12 protein-coding genes are annotated in these 20,044 nt (G+C 71.7%); 1 reads left to right on the top strand and 11 read right to left on the bottom strand.

Translation table 11 applies throughout. The features are described 5' to 3' along the window. Nucleotides 1-41: 41 nt before the first annotated feature. The 8 genes from ACIBM5_RS05480 to ACIBM5_RS05445 form a co-directional block, all read right to left on the bottom strand. The gene (locus tag ACIBM5_RS05480; RefSeq protein ID WP_391582742.1) at nt 42-434 is read right to left on the bottom strand and encodes a helix-turn-helix domain-containing protein; all 393 of its coding nucleotides are present in this window, start codon (nt 432-434) and stop codon (nt 42-44) included. A gap of 247 nt (nt 435-681) precedes the next feature. Beyond that, entirely contained in the window at nt 682-1,959 is a 1,278-nt protein-coding gene (locus ACIBM5_RS05475; protein WP_396005518.1) for a CinA family nicotinamide mononucleotide deamidase-related protein, read from the bottom strand. A 38-nt stretch (nt 1,960-1,997) separates the two neighbouring features. Further along, nucleotides 1,998-2,672, bottom strand: a complete 675-nt coding sequence (gene pgsA, locus ACIBM5_RS05470; RefSeq protein ID WP_391582744.1) for a CDP-diacylglycerol--glycerol-3-phosphate 3-phosphatidyltransferase — start codon at nt 2,670-2,672, stop codon at nt 1,998-2,000. Beyond that, entirely contained in the window at nt 2,669-4,168 is a 1,500-nt protein-coding gene (gene rimO, locus ACIBM5_RS05465; RefSeq protein WP_396005517.1) for a 30S ribosomal protein S12 methylthiotransferase RimO, read from the bottom strand. Before rimO ends, pgsA begins: the two co-directional genes overlap by 4 nt. Nucleotides 4,169-4,249: 81 nt before the next feature. Then, complete coding sequence (locus ACIBM5_RS05460; protein WP_396005516.1) at nt 4,250-5,047, bottom strand: helix-turn-helix domain-containing protein; 798 nt, start codon at nt 5,045-5,047, stop codon at nt 4,250-4,252. A 57-nt stretch (nt 5,048-5,104) separates the two neighbouring features. Beyond that, the gene (locus ACIBM5_RS05455) at nt 5,105-7,609 is read right to left on the bottom strand and encodes a DNA translocase FtsK (protein ID WP_396005514.1); all 2,505 of its coding nucleotides are present in this window, start codon (nt 7,607-7,609) and stop codon (nt 5,105-5,107) included. Between the two features lie 168 nt (nt 7,610-7,777). Further along, entirely contained in the window at nt 7,778-8,470 is a 693-nt protein-coding gene (locus tag ACIBM5_RS05450) for a two-component system response regulator (RefSeq protein ID WP_391582748.1), read from the bottom strand. Between the two features lie 374 nt (nt 8,471-8,844). After that, nucleotides 8,845-14,535 (bottom strand): HAMP domain-containing protein, encoded by a 5,691-nt coding sequence (locus tag ACIBM5_RS05445; protein WP_396005512.1) that lies wholly within the window; start codon nt 14,533-14,535, stop codon nt 8,845-8,847. Between the two features lie 318 nt (nt 14,536-14,853). On the opposite strand from ACIBM5_RS05445, the gene ACIBM5_RS05440 reads away from it, so the two are divergent. Continuing rightward, nucleotides 14,854-17,376, top strand: coding sequence for a SpoIIE family protein phosphatase (locus tag ACIBM5_RS05440; RefSeq protein ID WP_396005511.1), 2,523 nt, complete (start codon nt 14,854-14,856; stop codon nt 17,374-17,376). A gap of 230 nt (nt 17,377-17,606) precedes the next feature. Here the strand turns inward: ACIBM5_RS05440 and ACIBM5_RS05435 are convergent, their stop codons facing one another. The 3 genes from ACIBM5_RS05435 to ACIBM5_RS05425 all read right to left on the bottom strand — a co-directional run bounded on the left by ACIBM5_RS05435 (nt 17,607) and on the right by ACIBM5_RS05425 (nt 19,568). Then, nucleotides 17,607-18,128, bottom strand: coding sequence for a GNAT family N-acetyltransferase (locus ACIBM5_RS05435; RefSeq protein ID WP_396005510.1), 522 nt, complete (start codon nt 18,126-18,128; stop codon nt 17,607-17,609). A 19-nt stretch (nt 18,129-18,147) separates the two neighbouring features. Further along, entirely contained in the window at nt 18,148-19,068 is a 921-nt protein-coding gene (locus tag ACIBM5_RS05430) for a type IV toxin-antitoxin system AbiEi family antitoxin domain-containing protein (protein WP_396005509.1), read from the bottom strand. Between the two features lie 179 nt (nt 19,069-19,247). Continuing rightward, a complete protein-coding gene (locus ACIBM5_RS05425) occupies nt 19,248-19,568 on the bottom strand; it encodes a peptidoglycan-binding protein (protein WP_391582753.1) in 321 nt (106 codons plus the stop codon). Nucleotides 19,569-20,044: the final 476 nt, after the last annotated feature.

The following is a 20,044-nucleotide window of genomic DNA, read 5'->3' as shown; positions in this document are numbered from 1 at the left end:
ATACTCCCGAGTGGGAAAAACCACACCCTCGGTCGTCGTCCTCAGGCCGCCACCACCACGCTCACCGCGTTGTCGGCGGAGATCGGGGCCGGGCCCGACGACCGGTCGTTGTTCTGACGTTCCGCGGCGGCGCGCTCGTTCGGCGTGAAGCCCGCGCCGACCGGCTCCAGCACCGGTCGCATCGCCTCGGCCGAGGCCAGCTCGGCGAGAGCCAGCTCGTCGCTGACCTCCCGCATGAGCACGGACATGCGCACGTCCAGCGCGTCGCAGATCGCGGCGAGCAGTTCGGACGAGGCTTCCTTCTGGCCGCGCTCGACCTCGGACAGGTAGCCAAGGGATACCCGGGCTGAGGACGAAACCTCGCGCAGGGTGCGACCCTGACGCTGGCGCTGGCGCCGCAGCACGTCACCCAGCAGGCGACGGAGCAGGATCATCGGTCGCTCCCTCCTAGGGCGGCTCGGGGGGTCACCACAGCCCCACCGTACCTGCCCGACCGCGCGGGTGTGCCCGCCTTGCGGTCCTGTTCACTCAGGGCGTGGAACCTTGACGGCGGGGGTGTCCAGGGTCCATGGGGTTCGCGGGACGCTCCCGCCTCGATTCGCAGCACCTCGTTGCCCAGCCTTCCGCGTGTCCCGCGCATTCCCGACCGCAGTGGTCTCCCCGGCCGGCGGGCGCTCCCGGTCACCCCGTACACGCCGGGTCCTGTTCGGTCGGCAGCCCCGCCACGACGCACCGGAGCAGGTCCAGTACGCGGACCGTGGTCATCTCCCGAATCCTGCTCCGACTGCCCGAGAACAGCAACGACAGCACGGTTGTTCCCTCGGGGCCGGCCACCGCGATGTGTACGGTGCCGACGGGCTTGCCGTCCTGGGGGTCCGGACCGGCAACCCCCGTCGTGGCCACCCCGTACGTACCCGACATGACGCGCCGCACACCCTCGGCCATCCGGGCCGCCACATCCGGATGAACCGCGCCCTCCGCGGCGAGCAGGTCGGCGTCCACGCCGAGCACCGAGTTCTTGAGATCGGTGGCGTACGCGGTGATCGAGCCGCGCACGCTCGCGGACGCGCCGGGCACCGCGGTCAGTTCGGCGGCGACCAGGCCGCCGGTGAGCGATTCGGCGACCGCGACGGTGGCGTCGCGCTCGCGCAGCAGGGCCAGGACGACGCCGGCCAGCGTGTCGCCCGCCTCGCCGTAGACGCAGCCGCCGAGCAGTTCCCGGGCCCGCAGCGCGGCGGCGTCGACCGCCTCGGCGCCGCCGGGGGCGGTCGCGGTGAGCTTGACCCGGGTTCGGCCGGCGGTCGCGAGGTAGGCCACCTCGACCGCGCCCGCGACCGCGAGTTCCTTCTCCAGCGGTTCCAGCATCCCGGCGATCACGCCCTCGCCGATCGACGCGGTGAGCAGTTGGCGCTGGGCCCGGATCGGCGGATCGCCCGCGCGGCGCAGCAGGTCGGGCAGCACCTGCTCCTCGGTCATCGCGATCATCTCGTGCGGCGGGCCGGGCACCGCGTAGACCTGCACGTCGCCGATCGGCATCGCCACGCCCGGGGCGCTGCCGTTCGGGTTGGGCAACGAGCGGCCGCCCTCGGGCACGTCCGCCTGCTGGAGGCCGAGCGCGGTCAGCGTGCGGTTCATGCCCTGATAGCGCTGCCGCAGCCAGGCCTCGATCGCCGGATCCCGGCGCAGCTCCACGTCGGCCACGGCCGCTATCGCCTCACGGGTGCGGTCGTCGGAGGTGGGGCCGAGGCCGCCGGAGACGATCACCGCGTCGGCGCGCCGCACGGCCTGGCCGAGCACGTCGATCATCTCGCCGAGGCCGTCGCCCACGGTGGAGACGCCGGTGACCCGCAGTCCGGCCGCGGTGAGCCGGCGGCCGAGGGTGACCGCATTGGTGTTCACCACGTCGCCGACGAGCAACTCGTCCCCCACCGCGACCAGTTCGACCTTCAATTCGCGCATGGCCCTTCTCCCCCCCGTGGTCGGGATCCGTCCCGACGTCAGACCTGTCCGGCGGGCACCGGCGTGCCGCGTCGCAGTCGTACGGCCTTGACGATGTAGTCCAGGCCGGTCACCACGGTGATGATCACCGCGGCCGCCATGACCCAGGCCCGCGTGCTGGCCAGCGGGCCGGTCATGACCAGTGTGTACATGCCGATCGCGACGCCCTGGAGCATGGTCTTCGCCTTGCCGCCCCGGCTGGCCGGGATCACGCCGTGGCGGATCACCCAGAAGCGCAGCAGGGTGATGCCGATCTCGCGGGCGAGCACCACGAGGGTGACCCACCACGGCAGGTCGCCGAGCGCGGACAGGCTGATCAACGCGGCGCCCATCAGCGCCTTGTCCGCGATCGGATCGACGAGCTTGCCGAAGTCGGTGACCAGGTTGTGCATCCGGGCCAGCTTGCCGTCGAAGAGGTCGCTGATGCTGGCGACGGTGAACGCGGCCCACGCCCAGGCCCGCCAGGCGGGGTCGTGGCCGCCGTCCTGGAGCAGCAGGACGACGAAGACCGGCACCAGGGCCACCCGCATCATGGTCAGCGCGTTGGCCGCGTTCCAGGCGCTCACCGAGTCGGTGGGGTCGCCGAGGCGGTCCGGCTTCGGCGGGTGGTTGGCGGCGGCGGCGCGAACGGCCTCGGCCGGACGCCGGCGCTGCGGTGCCGGTTCGGCCGTCACCGATCGCCCCCGGGCACGATCACGTCGATCGCCTCTCCGTGCAGGTCCGCGCCCTCGCTGTCGGTGACCCGGACCCGGACCAGATCGCCGACCCGCAGGCCCTCGCCGAGCACCGTGGTCGAGCCGTCGGTCTCGGGGGCCTGGTGGTGTGCGTGGCCCTCGGCGGTGCCGTCCTCGGCCACTTCCTCGATCAGCACGACCACCTCGGTGCCGATCCGGTCCTCGGCGCGCTGCGCGACCAGTTCCTCGGCCAGCCGGGAGATCCGCTCCACGCGCGCGGCCACCACGTCCGGGTCCAGCTTGTCGGCGTAGCCCGCCGCCTCGGTGCCGTCCTCGTCCGAGTAGCCGAACACGCCGATGGCGTCCAGTCGGGCGGCGATCAGGAAGCGCTCCAGCTCGTCGACGTCCTCCTCGGTCTCGCCGGGGAAGCCGACGATGAAGTTCGAGCGGGCGCCGGCCTCGGGGGCCTTGGCCCGGGCCTGGTCCAGGAGCGCGGTGAACGCCTCGCGCGAGCCGAACCGGCGCATCCGGCGCAGCACCGGCTCGGAGGCGTGCTGGAAGGACAGGTCGAAGTAGGGCGCGACGCCGGGCGTGCCGGTGAGCACGTCGACCAGGGTCGGCCGCATCTCGGCGGGCTGGAGGTAGTTGACCCGGACCCGCTCGATGCCCTCGACGGCGGCCAGTTCCGGCAGCAGCGTCTCCAGCAGGCGCAGGTCGCCCAGGTCCTTGCCGTACGAGGTGGAGTTCTCGCTGACCAGGACGATCTCGCGGACGCCCTGCTCGGCGAGCCAGCGGGCCTCGGCGATCACGTCCGAGGGGCGGCGGGAGAGGAAGGAGCCGCGGAAGGAGGGGATCGCGCAGAACGAGCAGCGGCGGTCGCAGCCGGAGGCGAGCTTGAGCGAGGCGACCGGGCCCGAACCGAGCCGGCGGCGCAGCGCACGCGGCCCGGAGGCGGGGGCGACGCCCTCCGGGAGGTCCTCGGGGGCGCCGTGGCCGGGCACCGCGACGTCGGCGGCCTGGCGCTCGACCGGGGTGATCGGCAACAGCGCACGGCGGTCGCGCGGGACGTGCGGGGTGTGTGCGTCGCCCGCCAGGATCGAGCGCAGGCGGGCGGAGATGTCGCCGTAGTCGTCGAAGCCGAGCACGGCGTCCGCCTCGGGCAGCGCGCCCGCGAGCTGGTCGCCGTAGCGCTCGGCCAGGCAGCCGACCGCCACGACCGCCCGGGTGCGGCCGTCGCCCTTGAGGTCGGCGGCCTCCAGGACGGTGTCGATCGAGTCCTTCTTGGCCGACTCGACGAAACCGCAGGTGTTGACCATGACGACGGAGGCGTCCGAGGCGTCCTCGACGAGGGACCAGCCGTCGGCCTCCAGCCGGCCGGCGAGTTCCTCGGAGTCCACCTCGTTGCGGGCGCAGCCGAGGGTGACCAGGGCGACGGTGCGCAGGGCGGAGGGGCTCTCGGCCGGGGCGGCGGGGCTGGTGGTATCGCGGGCGGACATGCCGGAAAGCCTACGTCAGACACGGGCGTGGGCCGGACGCAGGGAAGCGTCCGATGGTTCCGGGGAGGTCACGATGGTCGGTCAGCGGGTGGACGGCGTGGCCGAGGCGGTCGCCCGCATCTGCGGGACGGGGTCGCCGGGCACGAAAGTGTGCTTGACGACGGCGCCCTCCTCGCCCGCCGGGCCCATGTCCTTGCCGTTGACGGTCATCCGGGTGGCGCCGGAGTTGCCGACCTGGACCATGAGCTGCTCGGGGTCGGTGAGCGTCTTGGCCTCGCCCTTGTCCAGGATCGTCTCGAAGATCTGCTTGTTCTTGGCGTCGAACGCGCGGACCCAGCTGCGACCGTCCACCGCGGTGATCGTGACCACCACCTCGGCCGGGAACTCGGGCGGCTTGGCCACCGGCGCGACCGTGGGCGGCGGTGGTGGTGGCGGCGGCGCGGGTGCCGCGGGGGCGGCCGAGGTCGGGGTGACCCGCGACGCGGTCTCCTTCTCGTCGTCTTCGGCGCGCCCGCCGGCGAGTTGGATGAAGGCGAAGATCAACACGATGACCACGGCGATGCCCATGGCCAGGGTCCAGTTCGGCCTGCGGTACTCGATCGACTTGCGCGGGGAGTCGAAGATCTCGGTCGGGCGGGGGGTGCTGGTCCCGCCGACCGTGTGGTCGTACTCGGCGACCAGAGGCTCCGGGTCCAGGCCCGTCGCGCGGGCCAGGGTGCGGATGTGACCGCGGGCGTAGAAGTCGCCGCCGCAGGGTTCGAAGTCGTCGTGTTCGACCCCCTCGATGATGACCTGTCGGATGCGGGTGACCTCACTGAGCCGTTCCACAGTGAGACCGGACCGCACTCGCGCCTCGGCGAGGCTCTGACCGATCGACACGATTCGCCCCTTATGAGTCATTCATCACGACTGACACCAATCATCACTTAAGTCAGATCATTCACCGCGCAGCGTGGCCATAATCTGCTCGATTTCATCCGGTTTGATCAAAACTTCGCGCGCCTTCGAGCCCTCGCTCGGTCCCACGATGTTCCGGCTCTCCATCAGGTCCATCAGGCGGCCCGCCTTGGCGAAGCCGACCCGCAGCTTGCGCTGGAGCATCGAGGTCGAGCCGAACTGGGTGGACACCACCAGTTCGACCGCCTGGCAGAGCAGGTCGAGGTCGTCGCCGACGTCCTCGTCCACCTGCTTCTTGCGATCCGGCGCGGCGGTGACCTCCTCGCGGTACTCCGGCCGGAGTTGCTCCTTGCAGTGCCGGGCGACCGCCTCGATCTCGTCCTCGGTGACGTAGGCGCCCTGCATCCGGATCGGCTTGCTCGCACCCATCGGCAGGAACAGCGCGTCACCCTTGCCGATCAGCTTCTCCGCGCCGGGCTGGTCCAGGATGACCCGGCTGTCCGCGAGCGAGGAGGTGGCGAAGGCGAGCCGGGAGGGCACGTTGGCCTTGATCAGCCCGGTCACCACGTCGACGCTGGGCCGCTGGGTGGCCAGCACCAGGTGGATGCCCGCCGCGCGGGCGAGTTGGGTGATCCGCACGATGGAGTCCTCGACGTCGCGCGGGGCGACCATCATCAGGTCGGCCAACTCGTCCACGATCACCAGCAGATACGGGTACGGCTGCGCCTCGCGCTCGCTGCCCGGCGGCATCTTGAGCTTGCCCGCACGCACCGCGACGTTGAAGTCGTCCACGTGCCGGAAGCCGAAGTTGGCCAGGTCGTCGTAGCGCATGTCCATCTCGCGCACGACCCACTGGAGCGCCTCGGCCGCCTTCTTCGGGTTGGTGATGATCGGCGTGATCAGGTGCGGGATGCCCTCGTAGGTGGTCAGTTCGACCCGCTTGGGGTCGACCAGCACCATCCGCACCTCCTCGGGCGTGGCCCGCATCATGATCGAGGTGATCAGCCCGTTGATGCAGCTCGACTTGCCCGCGCCGGTGGCGCCCGCGACCAGCAGGTGCGGCATCTTCGCCAGGTTGGCCACCACGTCGTTGCCCTCGACGTCCTTGCCGAGCGCGGCGATCATCGGGTGCGCGTCGCCGGCCGCGGTCTCCGACGCCAGGATGTCGCCGAGGCTGACCATCTCGCGGTCGGTGTTGGGGATCTCGATGCCGACCGCGGACTTGCCCGGGATCGGGCTGATGATCCGCACGTCCGCGCTGGCCACCGCGTACGCGATGTTCTTGGCCAGGGCGGTGATCCGCTCGACCTTGACCGCCGGACCCAACTCGATCACGTAGCGGGTCACCGTCGGGCCCCGGGAGAAACCGGTGACCTGCGCGTCCACGTTGAACTGTTCGAACACCTTGGACAGCGCGGCGACCACGTCGTCGTTGGCCTTGCTGCGGGCCTTGGCCGGCGGACCCTTCTTGAGCAGCGAGGGGCCGGGCAGGTGGTAGGTGATGTCGCCGGACAGCTTCAACTGCTCGCTGCGCGGCGGCGCGGGGGTGTGCGCGGGCGCATCGGCGGCGCGGGCCCGCAGGTCGGTCACCACCCGGGCGGCGGCCGCCTTGCGCGAGCGCGCCGGCGGTACGACCAGGCCCGCGTCGTTCGCGTCCAACGCCGCGGCGGCGGCCGCGGCCACGTCGACGGCGTCCGGATGGCCGCTCGCGGCGGGGCTCGGCCGGCGGCGCGGCCGAGCCTTGCGGACCGGCGCGGGCGGCTCCTCGTCCTCGTCGAAACCGGCGAAGCCGCTCGGGTGGTCGTCCTCGTCGACGAACTCGGGCTCCGGGCCCTCGACGAAGCCGAGGAAGACCGCGAGCCGCTCGGGCGCCGCGTTGATCGGTGTCGCGGTCACCACGAGCAGACCGAACACGAGCACCAGCACCAGCAGCGGCACCGCGACCCATCGGGTGACCAGGTGCACGGGCGGCGTCGCGAAGGCCCAGCCGACCAGACCGCCGGCGTCGCGCATCGCGCCCGCGCCGTCGCCCGGTTGCGGGGTCCCGCAGCCGACGTGGATCAGGCCGAGCACGCCGCACACCAGCGCCGTGCAGCCGATCATGATCCGCCCGGTGGCGTCCTTCTGGTCGGGATGGCGCATCACCCGCACGCCCAGCGCGCCGACCAGGAACGGCACCAGCAGGTCGAGCCGGCCGACCAGGCCCGCCACCACCGCGTTGACCGCTTCGCCGACCGCGCCGTCGATGGTGCCCCAGGCGCCTGCGGCGATCACTATGGCCAGGCCGAGCAGGGCCAGGCCCAGGCCGTCCCGGCGGTGTGCGGGGTCGAGGCCGCGCGCACCGGAACCGATGCCGCGTGCGGCCGAGCCGAACGCGTGGGCGAGCCCCAGCCACAACCGCTTGAGCCCCCTCCCGAGCAGCGCGGGCAGTCCGCCGAGCAGTTTCGGCGGGGGCGGCGGAGGCGGAGCGGGCTTCTTGGCGGCAGCCTTCTTCTTTGCGGCCGTGCGCGGTTGCGCTCCGCCGCCGGACGCACGTGTGGCCATGTTCCGAGGTTACCGGTGCACCCTTCCCACCTCGTGTGTCCCGGGCCCGGGGGCGCGCGTGTCGGACCCGCGGTGGTCCGTCGGGGTGATCGCGGCGGCTCCGGACGCTGCTCGGCGCACGTCGGCCGGGTCCTCGTGCGGCCCGGCCGACGTGCGAAGCCGAAGGGTCTAGTCGTCGGCCTCGCCGGTGTCCGGCGCGGGCACCAGCGGCGGTCCGCCGTGGCCGGCCGCGGCGGGGGCGAGGGCGTCGAGCGCGGCGCGCATCCGGGCCAATCGGCGGCGCAGTTGGCCCGCCGAGGCGGCCAGGATCGGATCGTCGGTCGACTCGACCTGTTTGGCCATGCCGTCGGCCTGCTCCTCGACCGAGGCCAGCCGCGAGGACAGCTCCGCGATCACGTCCGTCCCGGCCCGATCCCCGCCGGCGACCCCTTCGAGTCGCCCGCGCAGCAGCGTGGCCTGTTCGCGCAGTTGGCAGTTCTTCTTGTACAGGTCCACGAACACGGAGACCTTGGCTCGCAGCACCCACGGGTCGAACGGCTTGGAGATGTAGTCGACGGCACCCGCCGCGTAGCCGCGGAAGGTGTGGTGCGGACCGTGGTTGATCGCGGTCAGAAAGATGATCGGGATGTCCCGGGTCTTCTCCCGGCGCTTGATGTGCGCGGCTGTCTCGAAACCGTCCATGCCGGGCATCTGGACGTCGAGCAGAATCACCGCGAACTCGTCCGTGAGCAGCGCCTTGAGGGCTTCCTCGCCCGAGTGCGCCCGAACCAGGGTCTGGTCCAGCGCGGACAGGATCGCCTCCAGGGCGAGCAGATTCTCCTGACGGTCATCGACCAGGAGGATCTTGGCCTTCTCCGTCATGGCCCACCCTCTTCGATCCGACACGGTGGGTGACCCCGCGTATCGGTCGGCTCCACTCGTCCTTGTGCATGATTTCGGTTTACGCGGCCCTGAATGACACAGCCTCGATCGACACGGTTTCGCTCGACACAGCCTCGGCCGAGATCGCCCCGGCGCACGCCACGCCGGTCGAGCACACGTTCCGGGTGGTGCTCGTCCCGGTCATGGTAGTGGCCAGGCGATCGGCTCGACAGGTATTCCGAAACAGACGACCGCATGGTGTCACCACGCCTCGACCCACGGTGGCGACAACACCGCATCGACCCCTCCGCCCCTTCAACGTCGCTCGGTCCGTTCGGGTTCCATCATGGGCTGCCCGCAGCCCCGGAAGCGAACTAGTGGTCGAGCCAGGTCCGGATGAGTCCCAACAAGTGCCGCGTATCGACCGGCTTGGCGACGTAGTCGGAGGCCCCGGAGTCGATGCTCTTCTCCTGATCCCCCTTCATCGCCTTCGCGGTCAGCGCGATGATCGGCAGACCCGCGTACTGCGGCATCCGGCGAATCGCCGAGGTCGTGGCATAACCGTCCATCTCGGGCATCATCACGTCCATCAGCACGATCGCGATGTCGTCGTGCGCCTGGAGCACCTCGATGCCCTCGCGACCGTTCTCCGCGTACAGCACGCTCAGCCCGTACTGCTCCAGCACGCTGGTCAGGGCGAACACGTTGCGCACGTCGTCGTCGACGATCAGCACCCGCTCGCCCTCGAACGTGCCCTCGAACGGCTCGACCACCGGCTTGGCCGGGGTCGCGTGCTCGGCGCGGCCCGGGCCGGTGGCGGCCACGACCGCGCGAGTCAACGCGTCCGGGGTGGAGACCCGCTGGAGCAGCACGATCCGGCGCCGGTAGCCGCGCAGTCGGCCCGACTCGGAGCGGGTCGGCCGGTGCGGGACGTGCACCACGACCGGCAGGTTCTGCAACTCCGTCCGGGAGGCGACCGCGTCCAGCACCTGCCAGGCGCCCTCGTCGGCCAGCCGCAGGTCCACCACCAGGCACGCGGGCGGCGCCTCGACGAGCAGCCGGACCGCCTCGCCCTCGTCCGTGGCGGTGCTCAACTCGATCGCCCCGTCCATCGCGGCCAGCGCCGTGGCCAGCGGGGCGCCGTCGGATTGCGGCGTCTCCACCACCAGCACCCGGCGCGGCACCCGCTCGCCCGTGTCGTCGGCCGCCGGTTCGCCGTCCGTGAGGAGGTCCGGGGCGTCGCTGAGCAGCGGGGTGGACGGCGCCGCGGGGGGCAGTGCGGTCCGGTACGGCGTCGGCGCCAGTTCGTTCTGCCGGTCCGGGCCGACCTCGTCGCCGGGGACCAGGACGCTGTCCAGCGGGAGGTAGAGGGTGAACGTGCTGCCCCGGCCCGGCATGCTCTCGGCGTGGATCTCGCCACCGAGCAGCCAGGCGATCTCCCGGCTGATCGACAACCCCAGCCCGGTTCCGCCGTAGCGGCGGCTGGTGGTGCCGTCGGCCTGCTGGAAGGCCTCGAAGATCACCTTGAGCTTGTCCACCGCGATCCCGATGCCGGTGTCGATCACCGAGAACGCCACGGCGTGCTCGGCGTTGTCCAACTCGGTGTTGGTCAGCGGGATGTCGTCGGTGAGTGTGATCAACACCTCGACCGAGCCGGAGTCGGTGAACTTGACCGCGTTCGAGAGCAGGTTGCGCAACACCTGCTGCAGGCGCTGCTCGTCGGTGAACAGGATGCCGGGCACCGCGGGCGAGACGTGCACCGTGAAGTCGAGGTTCTTCTCCGAGGTCAGCGGCCGGATGGTCGCCTCGACGTAGTCCATCAGCTGGGCCAGCGCGATCCGCGCGGGCCGCACGTCCATCTTTCCGGCCTGCACCTTGGACAGGTCCAGGATGTCGTTGATCAGTTGCAGCAGATCGGATCCGGCGCCGTGGATGGTCTCGGCGAACTCGACCTGCTTGCGGGTCAGGTTGCCCTCGACGTTGTCCGCGAGCAGCTTGGCCAGGATCAGCAGGCTGTTCAGCGGCGTGCGCAACTCGTGCGACATGTTGGCGAGGAACTCGGACTTGTACTTGGAGGACAGCGCAAGCTGCTCGGCGCGTTCCTCGAGCGCCTGGCGGGCCTGTTCGATCTCCCGGTTCTTGATCTCGATGTCCCGGTTCTGCCGGGCCAGCAGCGCCGCCTTGTCCTCCAACTCGGCGTTGGAGTGCCGCAGTTCGCCCTGCTGGCGCTGCAGCTCCTCGGAGCGTTCCTGGAGTTCCTCGGTCAGCCGCTGCGATTCGGCCAGCAACATCTCGGTGCGCGAGTTCGCCATGATCGTGTTGACCGTGACGCCGATCTGCTCGTTGAGCTGCTCCAGGAAGTTGCGGTGCACCTTGGTGAACGGGCGGAACGAGGCGAGTTCGAGCACGCCGAGCAACTGGTCCTCGAACAGCACGGGCAGCACGATCACATTCGCCGGGGCCGCCTCGCCCAGGCCGGAGGCGATCTTGATGTAGCCGGGCGGCGCGTCCAGGATCAGGATCGAGCGCTTCTCCAGCGCGGCCTGGCCGACCAGCGACTGGCCGAGCCGGAAGCGGGTGGGTACGCCGCCGCCGTCCTGGTAGCCGTAGGAGGCGATCAGCCGCAGCTCGACCACGTCCTCCTGGGTCAGCTCGGCCAGGAAGAACGCGCCGTGCTGGGCGTCCACGACCGGGGTGAGCTCGCTCATGATCAGTGCGGCGACCGCCATCAGGTCGCGGCGGCCCTGCATGAGACCGGAGATCCGGGCCAGGTTGGTCTTGAGCCAGTCCTGTTCGCGGTTGGCCCGGGTGGTCTCGCGCAGGTTGTAGATCATCTGGTTGATGTTGTCCTTGAGCTCGTCGAGCTCTCCGGACGCGTCGACCGCGATCTGCAGGGACAGGTCGCCGCGGGTCACCGCGGTTGCCACCTCGGCGATGGCCCGCACCTGGCGGGTCAGGTTGCCGGCCAACTCGTTGACGTTCTCGGTGAGTTGCTTCCAGGTACCGGAGACGCCCTCGACCTCGGCCTGGCCGCCGAGCATGCCCTCGGTGCCCACCTCGCGGGCGACCCGGGTGACCTCGCCGGCGAACGCGGACAACTGGTCGACCATCGTGTTGATCGTGGTCTTGAGTTCGAGCATCTCGCCGCGCGCGTCCACGTCGATCTTCTGCGACAGGTCGCCGCCCGCGATCGCGGTGGTCACCTTGGCGATGTTGCGGACCTGGCCGGTGAGGTTGTCCGCCATCGAGTTGACGTTGTCGGTCAGGTCCTTCCAGGTGCCCGAGACCCCGGGAACGTGTGCCTGGCCGCCCAGGATGCCCTCGGTGCCCACCTCGCGCGCGACGCGGGTGACCTCGTCGGCGAACGCCCGGAGCGTGTCCACCATCGTGTTGATCGTGCCCGCGAGACCGGCCATCTCGCCCTTGGCCTCGACCGTGCTCTTCTGCGACAGGTCGCCGTCGGCCACCGCCGTGGCCACCTGGGCGATGTTGCGGACCTGGGACGTCAGGTTGTTGGCCATGACGTTGACGTTGTCGGTCAGGTCCTTCCAGATGCCGGACACCCCGCGCACCCGCGCCTGGCCGCCGAGTCGACCCTCGGTACCCACCTCGCGGGCCACCCGGGTCACCTCGTCGGCGAACGCGGAGAGCTGGTCGACCATCGTGTTGACGGTCTCCTTCAGCTCCAGGATCTCGCCGCGCGCGTCCACGGTGATTTTCTTGGACAGGTCGCCGGTGGCCACCGCCGTGGTCACGTCGGCGATGCTGCGCACCTGGCCGGTCAGGTTGCCGGCCATCACGTTGACCGACTCGGTCAGGTCCTTCCAGGTGCCCGAGACGCCCTTGACGTCGGCCTGGCCGCCGAGTCGGCCCTCGGTGCCCACCTCGCGGGCCACCCGGGTCACCTCGTCGGCGAAGCCGGAGAGCTGGTCGACCATCGTGTTCACGGTGTTCTTGAGCTCGAGGATCTCGCCGCGCGCGTCGACGGTGATCTTCTGCGACAGGTCGCCGCGGGCCACCGCCGTGGTGACCTGACCCAGACTGCGCACCTGTTCGGTGAGGTTTCCGGCCATCGAGTTCACCGAGTAGGTGAGGTCGCGCCAGACGCCGGCGACGCCCAACACCTGCGCCTGGCCGCCGAGTCGGCCCTCGGTGCCCACCTCGCGGGCCACCCGGGTCACCTCGTCGGCGAACGCGGAGAGCTGGTCGACCATCGTGTTGACGGTGTTCTTGACCTCGAGGATCTCGCCTCGCGCGTCGACGTCGATCTTCTTGGACAGGTCGCCGCGCGCGACCGCCGTGGTCACCTCGGCGATGTTGCGGACCTGGGCGGTCAGGTTGCCCGCCATGAAGTTCACCGAGTCGGTCAGGTCGAGCCAGACGCCGGCGACGCCCGGGACGACCCGGGCCTGACCGCCCAGGCGCCCCTCACCGCCGACCTCGCGGGCGACCCGGGTGACCTCCGAGGCGAACGCGGACAGCTGGTCCACCATCGTGTTGACGGTGTTCTTGAGCTCCAGCATCTCGCCGGAGACGTCGACCGTGATCTTCTGCGACAGGTCGCCCCGCGCGACCGCGGTGGAGACCTGGGCGATGTTGCGCACCTGGCCGGTCAGGTTGCCGGCCATCACGTTGACCGAGTCGGTCAGGTCCTTCCAGGTGCCGGCCACCCCGGACACCTGCGCCTGACCGCCGAGGATGCCCTCGCTGCCCACCTCGCGGGCCACCCGGGTCACCTCCGAGGCGAACGCGCTCAGCTGGCCGACCATGGTGTTGACGGTGTTCTTGAGCTCCAGCATCTCGCCGGAGACGTCCACGGTGATCTTCTGCGACAGGTCGCCCTGGGCCACCGCGGTGGTCACCCCGGCGATGTCGCGGACCTGCGCGGTGAGGTTGAAGAAGGCGGTGTTGACCGAGTCGGTCAGGTCCTTCCAGATGCCCGCGCCGCCGGGTACCTGGGCCTGGCCGCCGAGCCGGCCCTCGAAGCCGACCTCGCGGGCGACCCGGGTCACCTCGGAGGCGAACGTGCGCAGCGTGCCGGTCATCGCGTTGATCGTCTCGGCGAGCTGGGCCATCTCGCCGCGGGCGGACACGGTGATGGTCTGCGACAGGTCGCCGTAGGCGACCGCCTTGGTCACCTGCGCGATGTCGCGCACCTGGGCGGTCAGGTTGCCCGCCATGATGTTGACCGAGTCGGTGAGGTCCTTCCAGGTGCCCGAGACGCCCTCGACCCGGGCCTGCCCGCCGAGGCGGCCCTCGGTGCCCACCTCCCGGGCCACCCGGGTGACCTCCTGGGCGAAGCCGGAGAGCTGGTCGACCATCGTGTTGACGGTCTCCTTCAGCTCCAGCATCTCGCCGGCCACCTCGACGGTGACCGTGCGGGACAGGTCGCCCTTGGCCACCGCGGTGGTCACCAGCGCGATGTCGCGCACCTGGAGGGTCAACCGACTGGCCATCGTGTTGACCGAGTCGGTGAGGTCCTTCCAACTGCCGGACACCCCGCGCACCCGGGCCTGGCCGCCCAGCTTGCCCTCGGTGCCCACCTCGCGGGCCACCCGGGTGACCTCGTCGGCGAACGCGCTGAGCTGATCCACCAGGCCGTTGGCGGTGCGGCCCATCCGCAGGAACTCGCCGCGCAGCGGCTGCTCGGCGATCCGCAGGTCCATCCGCTGGGACAGATCACCCTCGGCGACCGCGGCCAGCACCCGGCCGACCTCGACGGTCGGCCGGACCAGGTCCTCCACGAGCGCGTTGGCCGCGTCGATACTGGTCGCCCAGGCGCCCTCGCCCGGTCCCGGATCGAGCCGCTCGGTGAGCTTGCCCTCCCGACCGACCACCCGGCGGACCCGGGCCAACTCGCCGGCGAGGTGCTGGTTGCGCTCGACCATGTCGTTGAACGCGACGGCGATCTCGGACATGATCCCGTCGCCGGAGACCGTCAGGCGCTTGCGGAAGTTGCCGTCACGCACACCGGTCAGCGCGGCCAGCAGCCGACGCAGATCCTGCTCGTCGTGCCGGCTCCGGGCGGCCGTCGTCCGTGCCTGCCCTGGGGAAGCCTTCGCCATCTCGCATTTCCTCCGCCGGACCGATTCGCCGCGACCGCTCGTGCGCCCGGTCGCTTGCCATCGACAGTCTTTCACTCACAGGGTTGAGAGCAGAGGCGGTCCGGGAGGATGGTGCTTGTCATCCGGAAAGTGTGGGCTCGAAAGGCCCGCTCGGCCGGAACTTCTGTCGGAATCGTGACGGATCCGTCACTGTTTGGAAGGGGTCCGCCCGATCGTCCGAAACCGATAGGGTGCGAATCTGCCGGACTGTGGAGCCGGATTCGTCACCGCAGCCGCCGTTCGTCGCAGATGCGGGAGTGTATGGATCAGGGAACGAGCATGCTCATCACTGCCCGGATGAGCGCTGCCTTCGCACCCGAGGGCAGGTCCGTGGCGGCCGCGCGCTCGTTCGTCCGCAAGACGCTCGGCGACTGGGACGCCGGGGACGTCGTGGACGACGCCGTGTTGCTGACCAGCGAGCTGGTCACCAATGCGATCGTGCACGCCGGCACCTCGGCCGAGGTCTCCTGTGTGCGCTACGACGGCGGCGTGCAGATCGAGGTCACCGACCACTACCCCAGCCGCGAGCTGCCCGAGCCGGTGACCGGGTTCGACGACGGCGACGAGAGCGGGCGCGGCCTGTTCCTGTCCGCGTCCCTGGCCTCCGCGTGGGGCGTGGAGTACGCCAAGAACGTCAAGCGGGTGTGGTTCCGGCTGGAACTGCCCGACCCGGTCTCGGCGACCTTCTCGGCGGGACCGCTGCTGCCGGCCAACGCGCTGCCCGACGCCTCGGTGCCGATCAGCGTCGCCGTGCTGCATGCGGACGCCTCGCGCAAGGTGACGCACTGGAGCCCCGAGGCGGCCCGGCTGTTCGGCCTGAGCGATCACGAGGCGGTCGGCATGTCGCTGAACGACCTGGTCGCGTGGCCGCAGACGCCCGGCACCGAGCTGACCCTGGACGAGATGCTGGAGTTGTCCCGCTGGCAGGGCGGCTACGACATCCGCGCCGCCGACGGCATCGCCTCCCGGGTCTTCGCCTCGCACGTACGGCTGCGCGACGCGGGCGGCGATCCGGCCCTGGTCGCGCTGCTGGTGCCCGCACAGGCCCGCGCCGTGCTGGAGAACCGGGACGCGGCCCGCGCCAGGACCGGCGCGGCGGTGCCCGTGGACAGCGAGTGGGACGGCATCGACGGGCTGAGCCGGCTGGGTCTGGAGGACCTGTTGCAGCGCGCGGTCGAGCGTGCCCGCGACCTGCTCGACGCGGACGCCGCGTTCGTCCTGCTGGCCACCGACGACGAGAGCGAGATGGAGGTGCGCGCCACCACCGGCCTGGCCGGCGCCGCGCACCGGTTGTCCCGGGTGCCGGTGGAAACCTCGGTGGGTCGCTACGGCTCGGCTCGGATGCCGGCCGTGCACGAGGACTTGGAGGCCGGTCCCGACGCGGTGCCGATCCTCCAGGACACCCGGATGCGCTCGGCGGTGACCGTCCCGCTCAAGGTCGAGGGGCGGCTGACCGGCACGCTCGGCGTCGCCTCCGAGTCCGCCGCGCGCTTCGACAACGACGACGCGGCCCGACTCCAGCGCGCCGCCGACCGGGTCTCGTTGACCGTGGAGAGCGCACGCCTGTCCGAGCTGGAACGGGTCCGCCGGGGCTCGCTGTCCTTCCTCGCCGAGGCGTCCGACCTGCTCGCGGGCACCCTCGACCCGGAAATGACGCTGGCGATGATCGCCCAGATCGTGGTGCCCCGGCTCGGCACCTGGTGCGCGGTGCACACCGGCGAGTCGCACGCGCCGGTGCTGAGCGTGGTGTGGCACGCCGACGAGATGCGGATCGACGACCTGCGCGCGCTGCTGGACCGGGCCGAGCCGCCGCGTGCCCAGCCCACCCCCGGCGCGCGTCGGTGGCTGGGCCTGCGGCATCTGGACCCGGAGGTCGTCCGCGGGCACGCCGACCTGGTCACCGGCGAGGCGGTCACCCTGCCGCTGGTCGCCCGGGGCCGGGGTATCGGCATGCTGACCTTCGGCATCCTGGCCGGCGACCGCTTCCGCCGGGACACCCTGGAACTGGCCGAGGACCTGTCCCGCCGCGCCGCGCTGGCGATGGACAACGCCCGGCTGTACTCCGAGCGCAACTCGACCAGCCAGGCGCTCCAGCGCAGCCTGCTGCCGCCCGAGCTGCCCAAGGTCCCGGGCGTCGACGTCGAGGTGGTCTACCAGGCCTCCGGCGAGGGCAACGAGGTCGGCGGCGACTTCTACGACCTGTTCACCATCGGCGACGACAAGTGGGGCTTCGCGATCGGTGACGTGTGCGGCACCGGTCCCGAGGCCGCCGCGGTCACCGGACTGGCCCGGCAGGCCCTGCGGCTGCTGACCCGCGAGGGGTTGTCGGTACCGGCCGTCCTGCAACGGCTGAACACCGCGATCCTGGAGGAGGGGCCACGCAGCCGGTTCCTCACCCTGCTGCACGGCCACATCACCCATCGCGAGGGCGGCGGGATACGGCTCAGCCTGGTCTCCGCCGGACACCCGCTCCCGCTGCGGTTGCGCCCGGACGGCACGGTCACCTCGGTGGCCACGCCGCAGCCGCTGCTGGGCGTGCTGGACGAGGTCGACCTGGTCCTGGAGACGGTGGACCTGGACCCGGGCGACGTCCTGGTCTGTGTCACCGACGGGGTCACCGAACGCCGCGAGGGCACCCGCATGCTCGGCGACGACGGACTGGCCGACGTGCTCTCCGGCTGCACGGGCCTGACCGCGGGCGCGGTCGCGACCCGAATCCACCGCGCGGTCGAACAGTTCGCCGAGGAGCAGGCCCGCGACGACATGGCCATCCTGGTCATGCGCGTCTCCGGCGAGGACTGACCGAGGACGATCCGCCGACCGGGCGACCGGGGATCGGGCGCCCGGAGTTCGCCCGCCCCCGTCCCGGGCCGCCCGCCCCGCGGCCTTCCGACCCGGGACCACCCGCGCCCGAGCAGCGCCGGACCCGCCACCCCGCCGGCCGGGTCCTCGAACGGCCGGCAGCACGCTTCATCCCGACCCCGGCGCCCCGGAGTTCGCCCGGATCGGTGGCGCGTCGTCGTTGTTCGGGCTCAGGTGGCCGGTCTCTCGGGCACCGTTGTCGACCAGCGCTGTTCGTCGTCCTGCCGGATCGCCGTCGGGTGCAGGCCCGCGGCCTTCGCAACGGCTGCGGAGGCGAGGTTGTCCGGGTGGATGTTCGCGCGGATCTCCTCGACGCCGTGTGCGCGCAACCACGCCACCCACACGATCGCCGCCTCCTTGGCGATGCCCCGGCGCTGCCACGCGCCGCCCACGACCCACGCCACCTCGGCGACCGGGCCGGGTCCGACCGTGGCCTGCACCGTGCCCACCAACCGCTCCTGCGCGCGCAGTCGGATCACCCGGTTCAACCAGGTCACCTCCGGATCCGGTGACCCCTTCGCCCAGCGCGTGTAGCGAGCCCGCAGCGCCGCCAAGTCCTCCGGTTCGCCACCGATGAAGGTGTACAACGCCGGATCACCCAGCACCTCGACCATCTCCTCGGCGTGCCCGACCTCGACCGGGATCAGGTCGAGGCGCTCGCTGCGCACCCACGCCTTCTCGTTCACGTCCATCGCGGCAGCATGCCGGCCCTCACGCGGCGATGTCGCCGACGTATCGACGCTCGCGCAGCCGCAGCTCGGAGCCGATCCGGGCGACCGTGGCCGGTGCGTCCTCGCGCGCCTGGACCGTAGGGCAGTCCAGCACCCACCAGCTCTGCCCGCCGATGCTCCGCGACCGCGCCCGAACCCACTGCCGATCCGCCGTCAGCTCCACCCCGACCCGCGACCGCGGCCAGGCCAACGCGAAACGGTGCAGGATCCGGCCGAACGCCGAGCGGATCTCCCACCCGACCTCGGCCGGCGGCAGCCCGGCGCCGAGCAGCGCCAGCCGCAGTCGGGTCTCGTCCTCGCTCGCGCTGCGCCCGTCGGCGAGCCGCACCGCCTCGGCGAGCCGGTGCCGCCCCGGATGCCGGGCATAACGCTCCACCAGTCCGGCCCACTCGCCGGCCGGCACCAGGCCGGCCCGCAGGAAGCCGTCCAGCACCACCACGCCGGTGTCCAAATCCGAGGTCCGAACCAGATCGGCCGCCGTCCGGATCGGCGAGGTGACCGGGATCCCACCCGGCCACACCACCTCCCCGGGCGCCAGCGCCATGACCCGGGCCCGGCAGCCGTGCCGGCGGGGCAAGACCGCCCCCACCGGCACGGCCACCTCGACCGGTGCCGTGCGCCGAGCCCCGTCCCGGGGATCCGCCGGCACGCGCACGCCGTGCAACCGCGCCGCGGTGCGCCCACAGACCACGGCCCCGCGGGGCAGCACCATGACCGCGGCCCGGGCCCGCACCGCCGGCGTGTCCACGACGTGCGCACCGACGTAGACCCCGTGTATGACCCGACGCACGTCGCCGTCCCGCACCAGGCGTCGGACGACCGACCGGCCGACCCCGTGACGGGCGGCGACGGCGAGGGTGAAGGGCCGGGACAGCAGGGCGGAAAGGTCGGTCGGCGTCATGCGGGTCAGTGTGCGCGCGTCCCCTCCGCGCGTGCCGCCCGTCGTCCACAGCCCCCGGGATGGGTGTGACCATCACACCCGGCCTGTGTACACCGCGTGGCCCGAACCGCCCCCACGATCCGGTCCCCGGCCGACCCGCCGACGCCCTTCGTCCCACCGCCCGGCCCCACCCGCTGTGCTCAGCCGGGGTCGACCGCCTGCTCCGCCTTCTTCCCACATCCCTTCTTCGCGCGATAGAGCACCTTCCAGGTGGCCGCGTCCGTGACCCCCGACGGTTCGAGGCCGTTGCACTTCTGCACCCACCGGACCCCGTCCGCGGTGGCCGCGTCGAACACGCCGTTCTCCGGCAGCTCCCCGGGGGCACCGGACCTCGTCTCGACCAGGCACTGCACCTGGGCGACCGCGTCGTCCCGATCCCCCTCACGCAGCTCCGGCCGGTTGTCCTTGGCCACGTGATCGCAGCGCGAGGCGGCCGCCGCCGGCGACCCGGGGGCCGTCATCCCCGTGCCCAGCCCCAGCGCCGCGCACGAGGTCAGCGCGATCGCCGCAACCCGCCCCCGACGCCGCTGCCGCTGCCCGGGCCGGGCCGCGGGCGGCCGAGGCGTCGGAATCGGCGGGGTCGGCGGCGGCGCACCCCGTCGCGGCCCCCCGCAGCTCCGATCCCGCCGTACCCCGTCCGGTCCCGCGTTCAGTGCCGCATCCATCTCTGCTCCCCACTGCCGATCCTGTCGACCGTGTCGACCTGTCCAGCGCCCGAAGGACCGAGTGCCCTCCGAACACGACCGACGTTAGGAGCCGGCGACCCTGCCACCGAGAGGTACGAAAACCCGATTTCCACACTGCGGAATCGCCCGAAACAGCCCGGATTCCCGTCCGCTGCCCTCCGCTCCACCCGGACCGCACCCCCCGGACCGCACCCGCCGCCCACCGCGGGCCGACCCCGGCATTCCCCACCGAAATGCGCGCGCCCGACCCC

This window comes from Embleya sp. NPDC050493 (genome assembly GCF_044458105.1).
Classification (GTDB): Bacteria; Actinomycetota; Actinomycetes; order Streptomycetales; family Streptomycetaceae; genus Embleya.
Note: the sequence above shows the minus strand (reverse complement) of the source record. Positions and strands in the feature narration are given on the sequence as shown.

Bases quoted from the DNA above. Each gene is read 5' to 3' on its own strand.
- ACIBM5_RS05480 (WP_391582742.1), bottom strand. From the start codon at position 434: ATGATCCTGCTCCGTCGCCTGCTGGGTGACGTGCTGCGGCGCCAGCGC.
- ACIBM5_RS05475 (WP_396005518.1), bottom strand. From the start codon at position 1,959: ATGCGCGAATTGAAGGTCGAACTGGTCGCGGTGGGGGACGAGTTGCTC.
- rimO (WP_396005517.1), bottom strand. From the start codon at position 4,168: ATGTCCGCCCGCGATACCACCAGCCCCGCCGCCCCGGCCGAGAGCCCC.
- ACIBM5_RS05455 (WP_396005514.1), bottom strand. From the start codon at position 7,609: ATGGCCACACGTGCGTCCGGCGGCGGAGCGCAACCGCGCACGGCCGCA.
- ACIBM5_RS05450 (WP_391582748.1), bottom strand. From the start codon at position 8,470: ATGACGGAGAAGGCCAAGATCCTCCTGGTCGATGACCGTCAGGAGAAT.
- ACIBM5_RS05445 (WP_396005512.1), bottom strand. From the start codon at position 14,535: ATGGCGAAGGCTTCCCCAGGGCAGGCACGGACGACGGCCGCCCGGAGC.
- ACIBM5_RS05440 (WP_396005511.1), top strand. From the start codon at position 14,854: ATGCTCATCACTGCCCGGATGAGCGCTGCCTTCGCACCCGAGGGCAGG.
- ACIBM5_RS05435 (WP_396005510.1), bottom strand. From the start codon at position 18,128: ATGGACGTGAACGAGAAGGCGTGGGTGCGCAGCGAGCGCCTCGACCTG.
- ACIBM5_RS05430 (WP_396005509.1), bottom strand. From the start codon at position 19,068: ATGACGCCGACCGACCTTTCCGCCCTGCTGTCCCGGCCCTTCACCCTC.
- ACIBM5_RS05425 (WP_391582753.1), bottom strand. From the start codon at position 19,568: ATGACGGCCCCCGGGTCGCCGGCGGCGGCCGCCTCGCGCTGCGATCAC.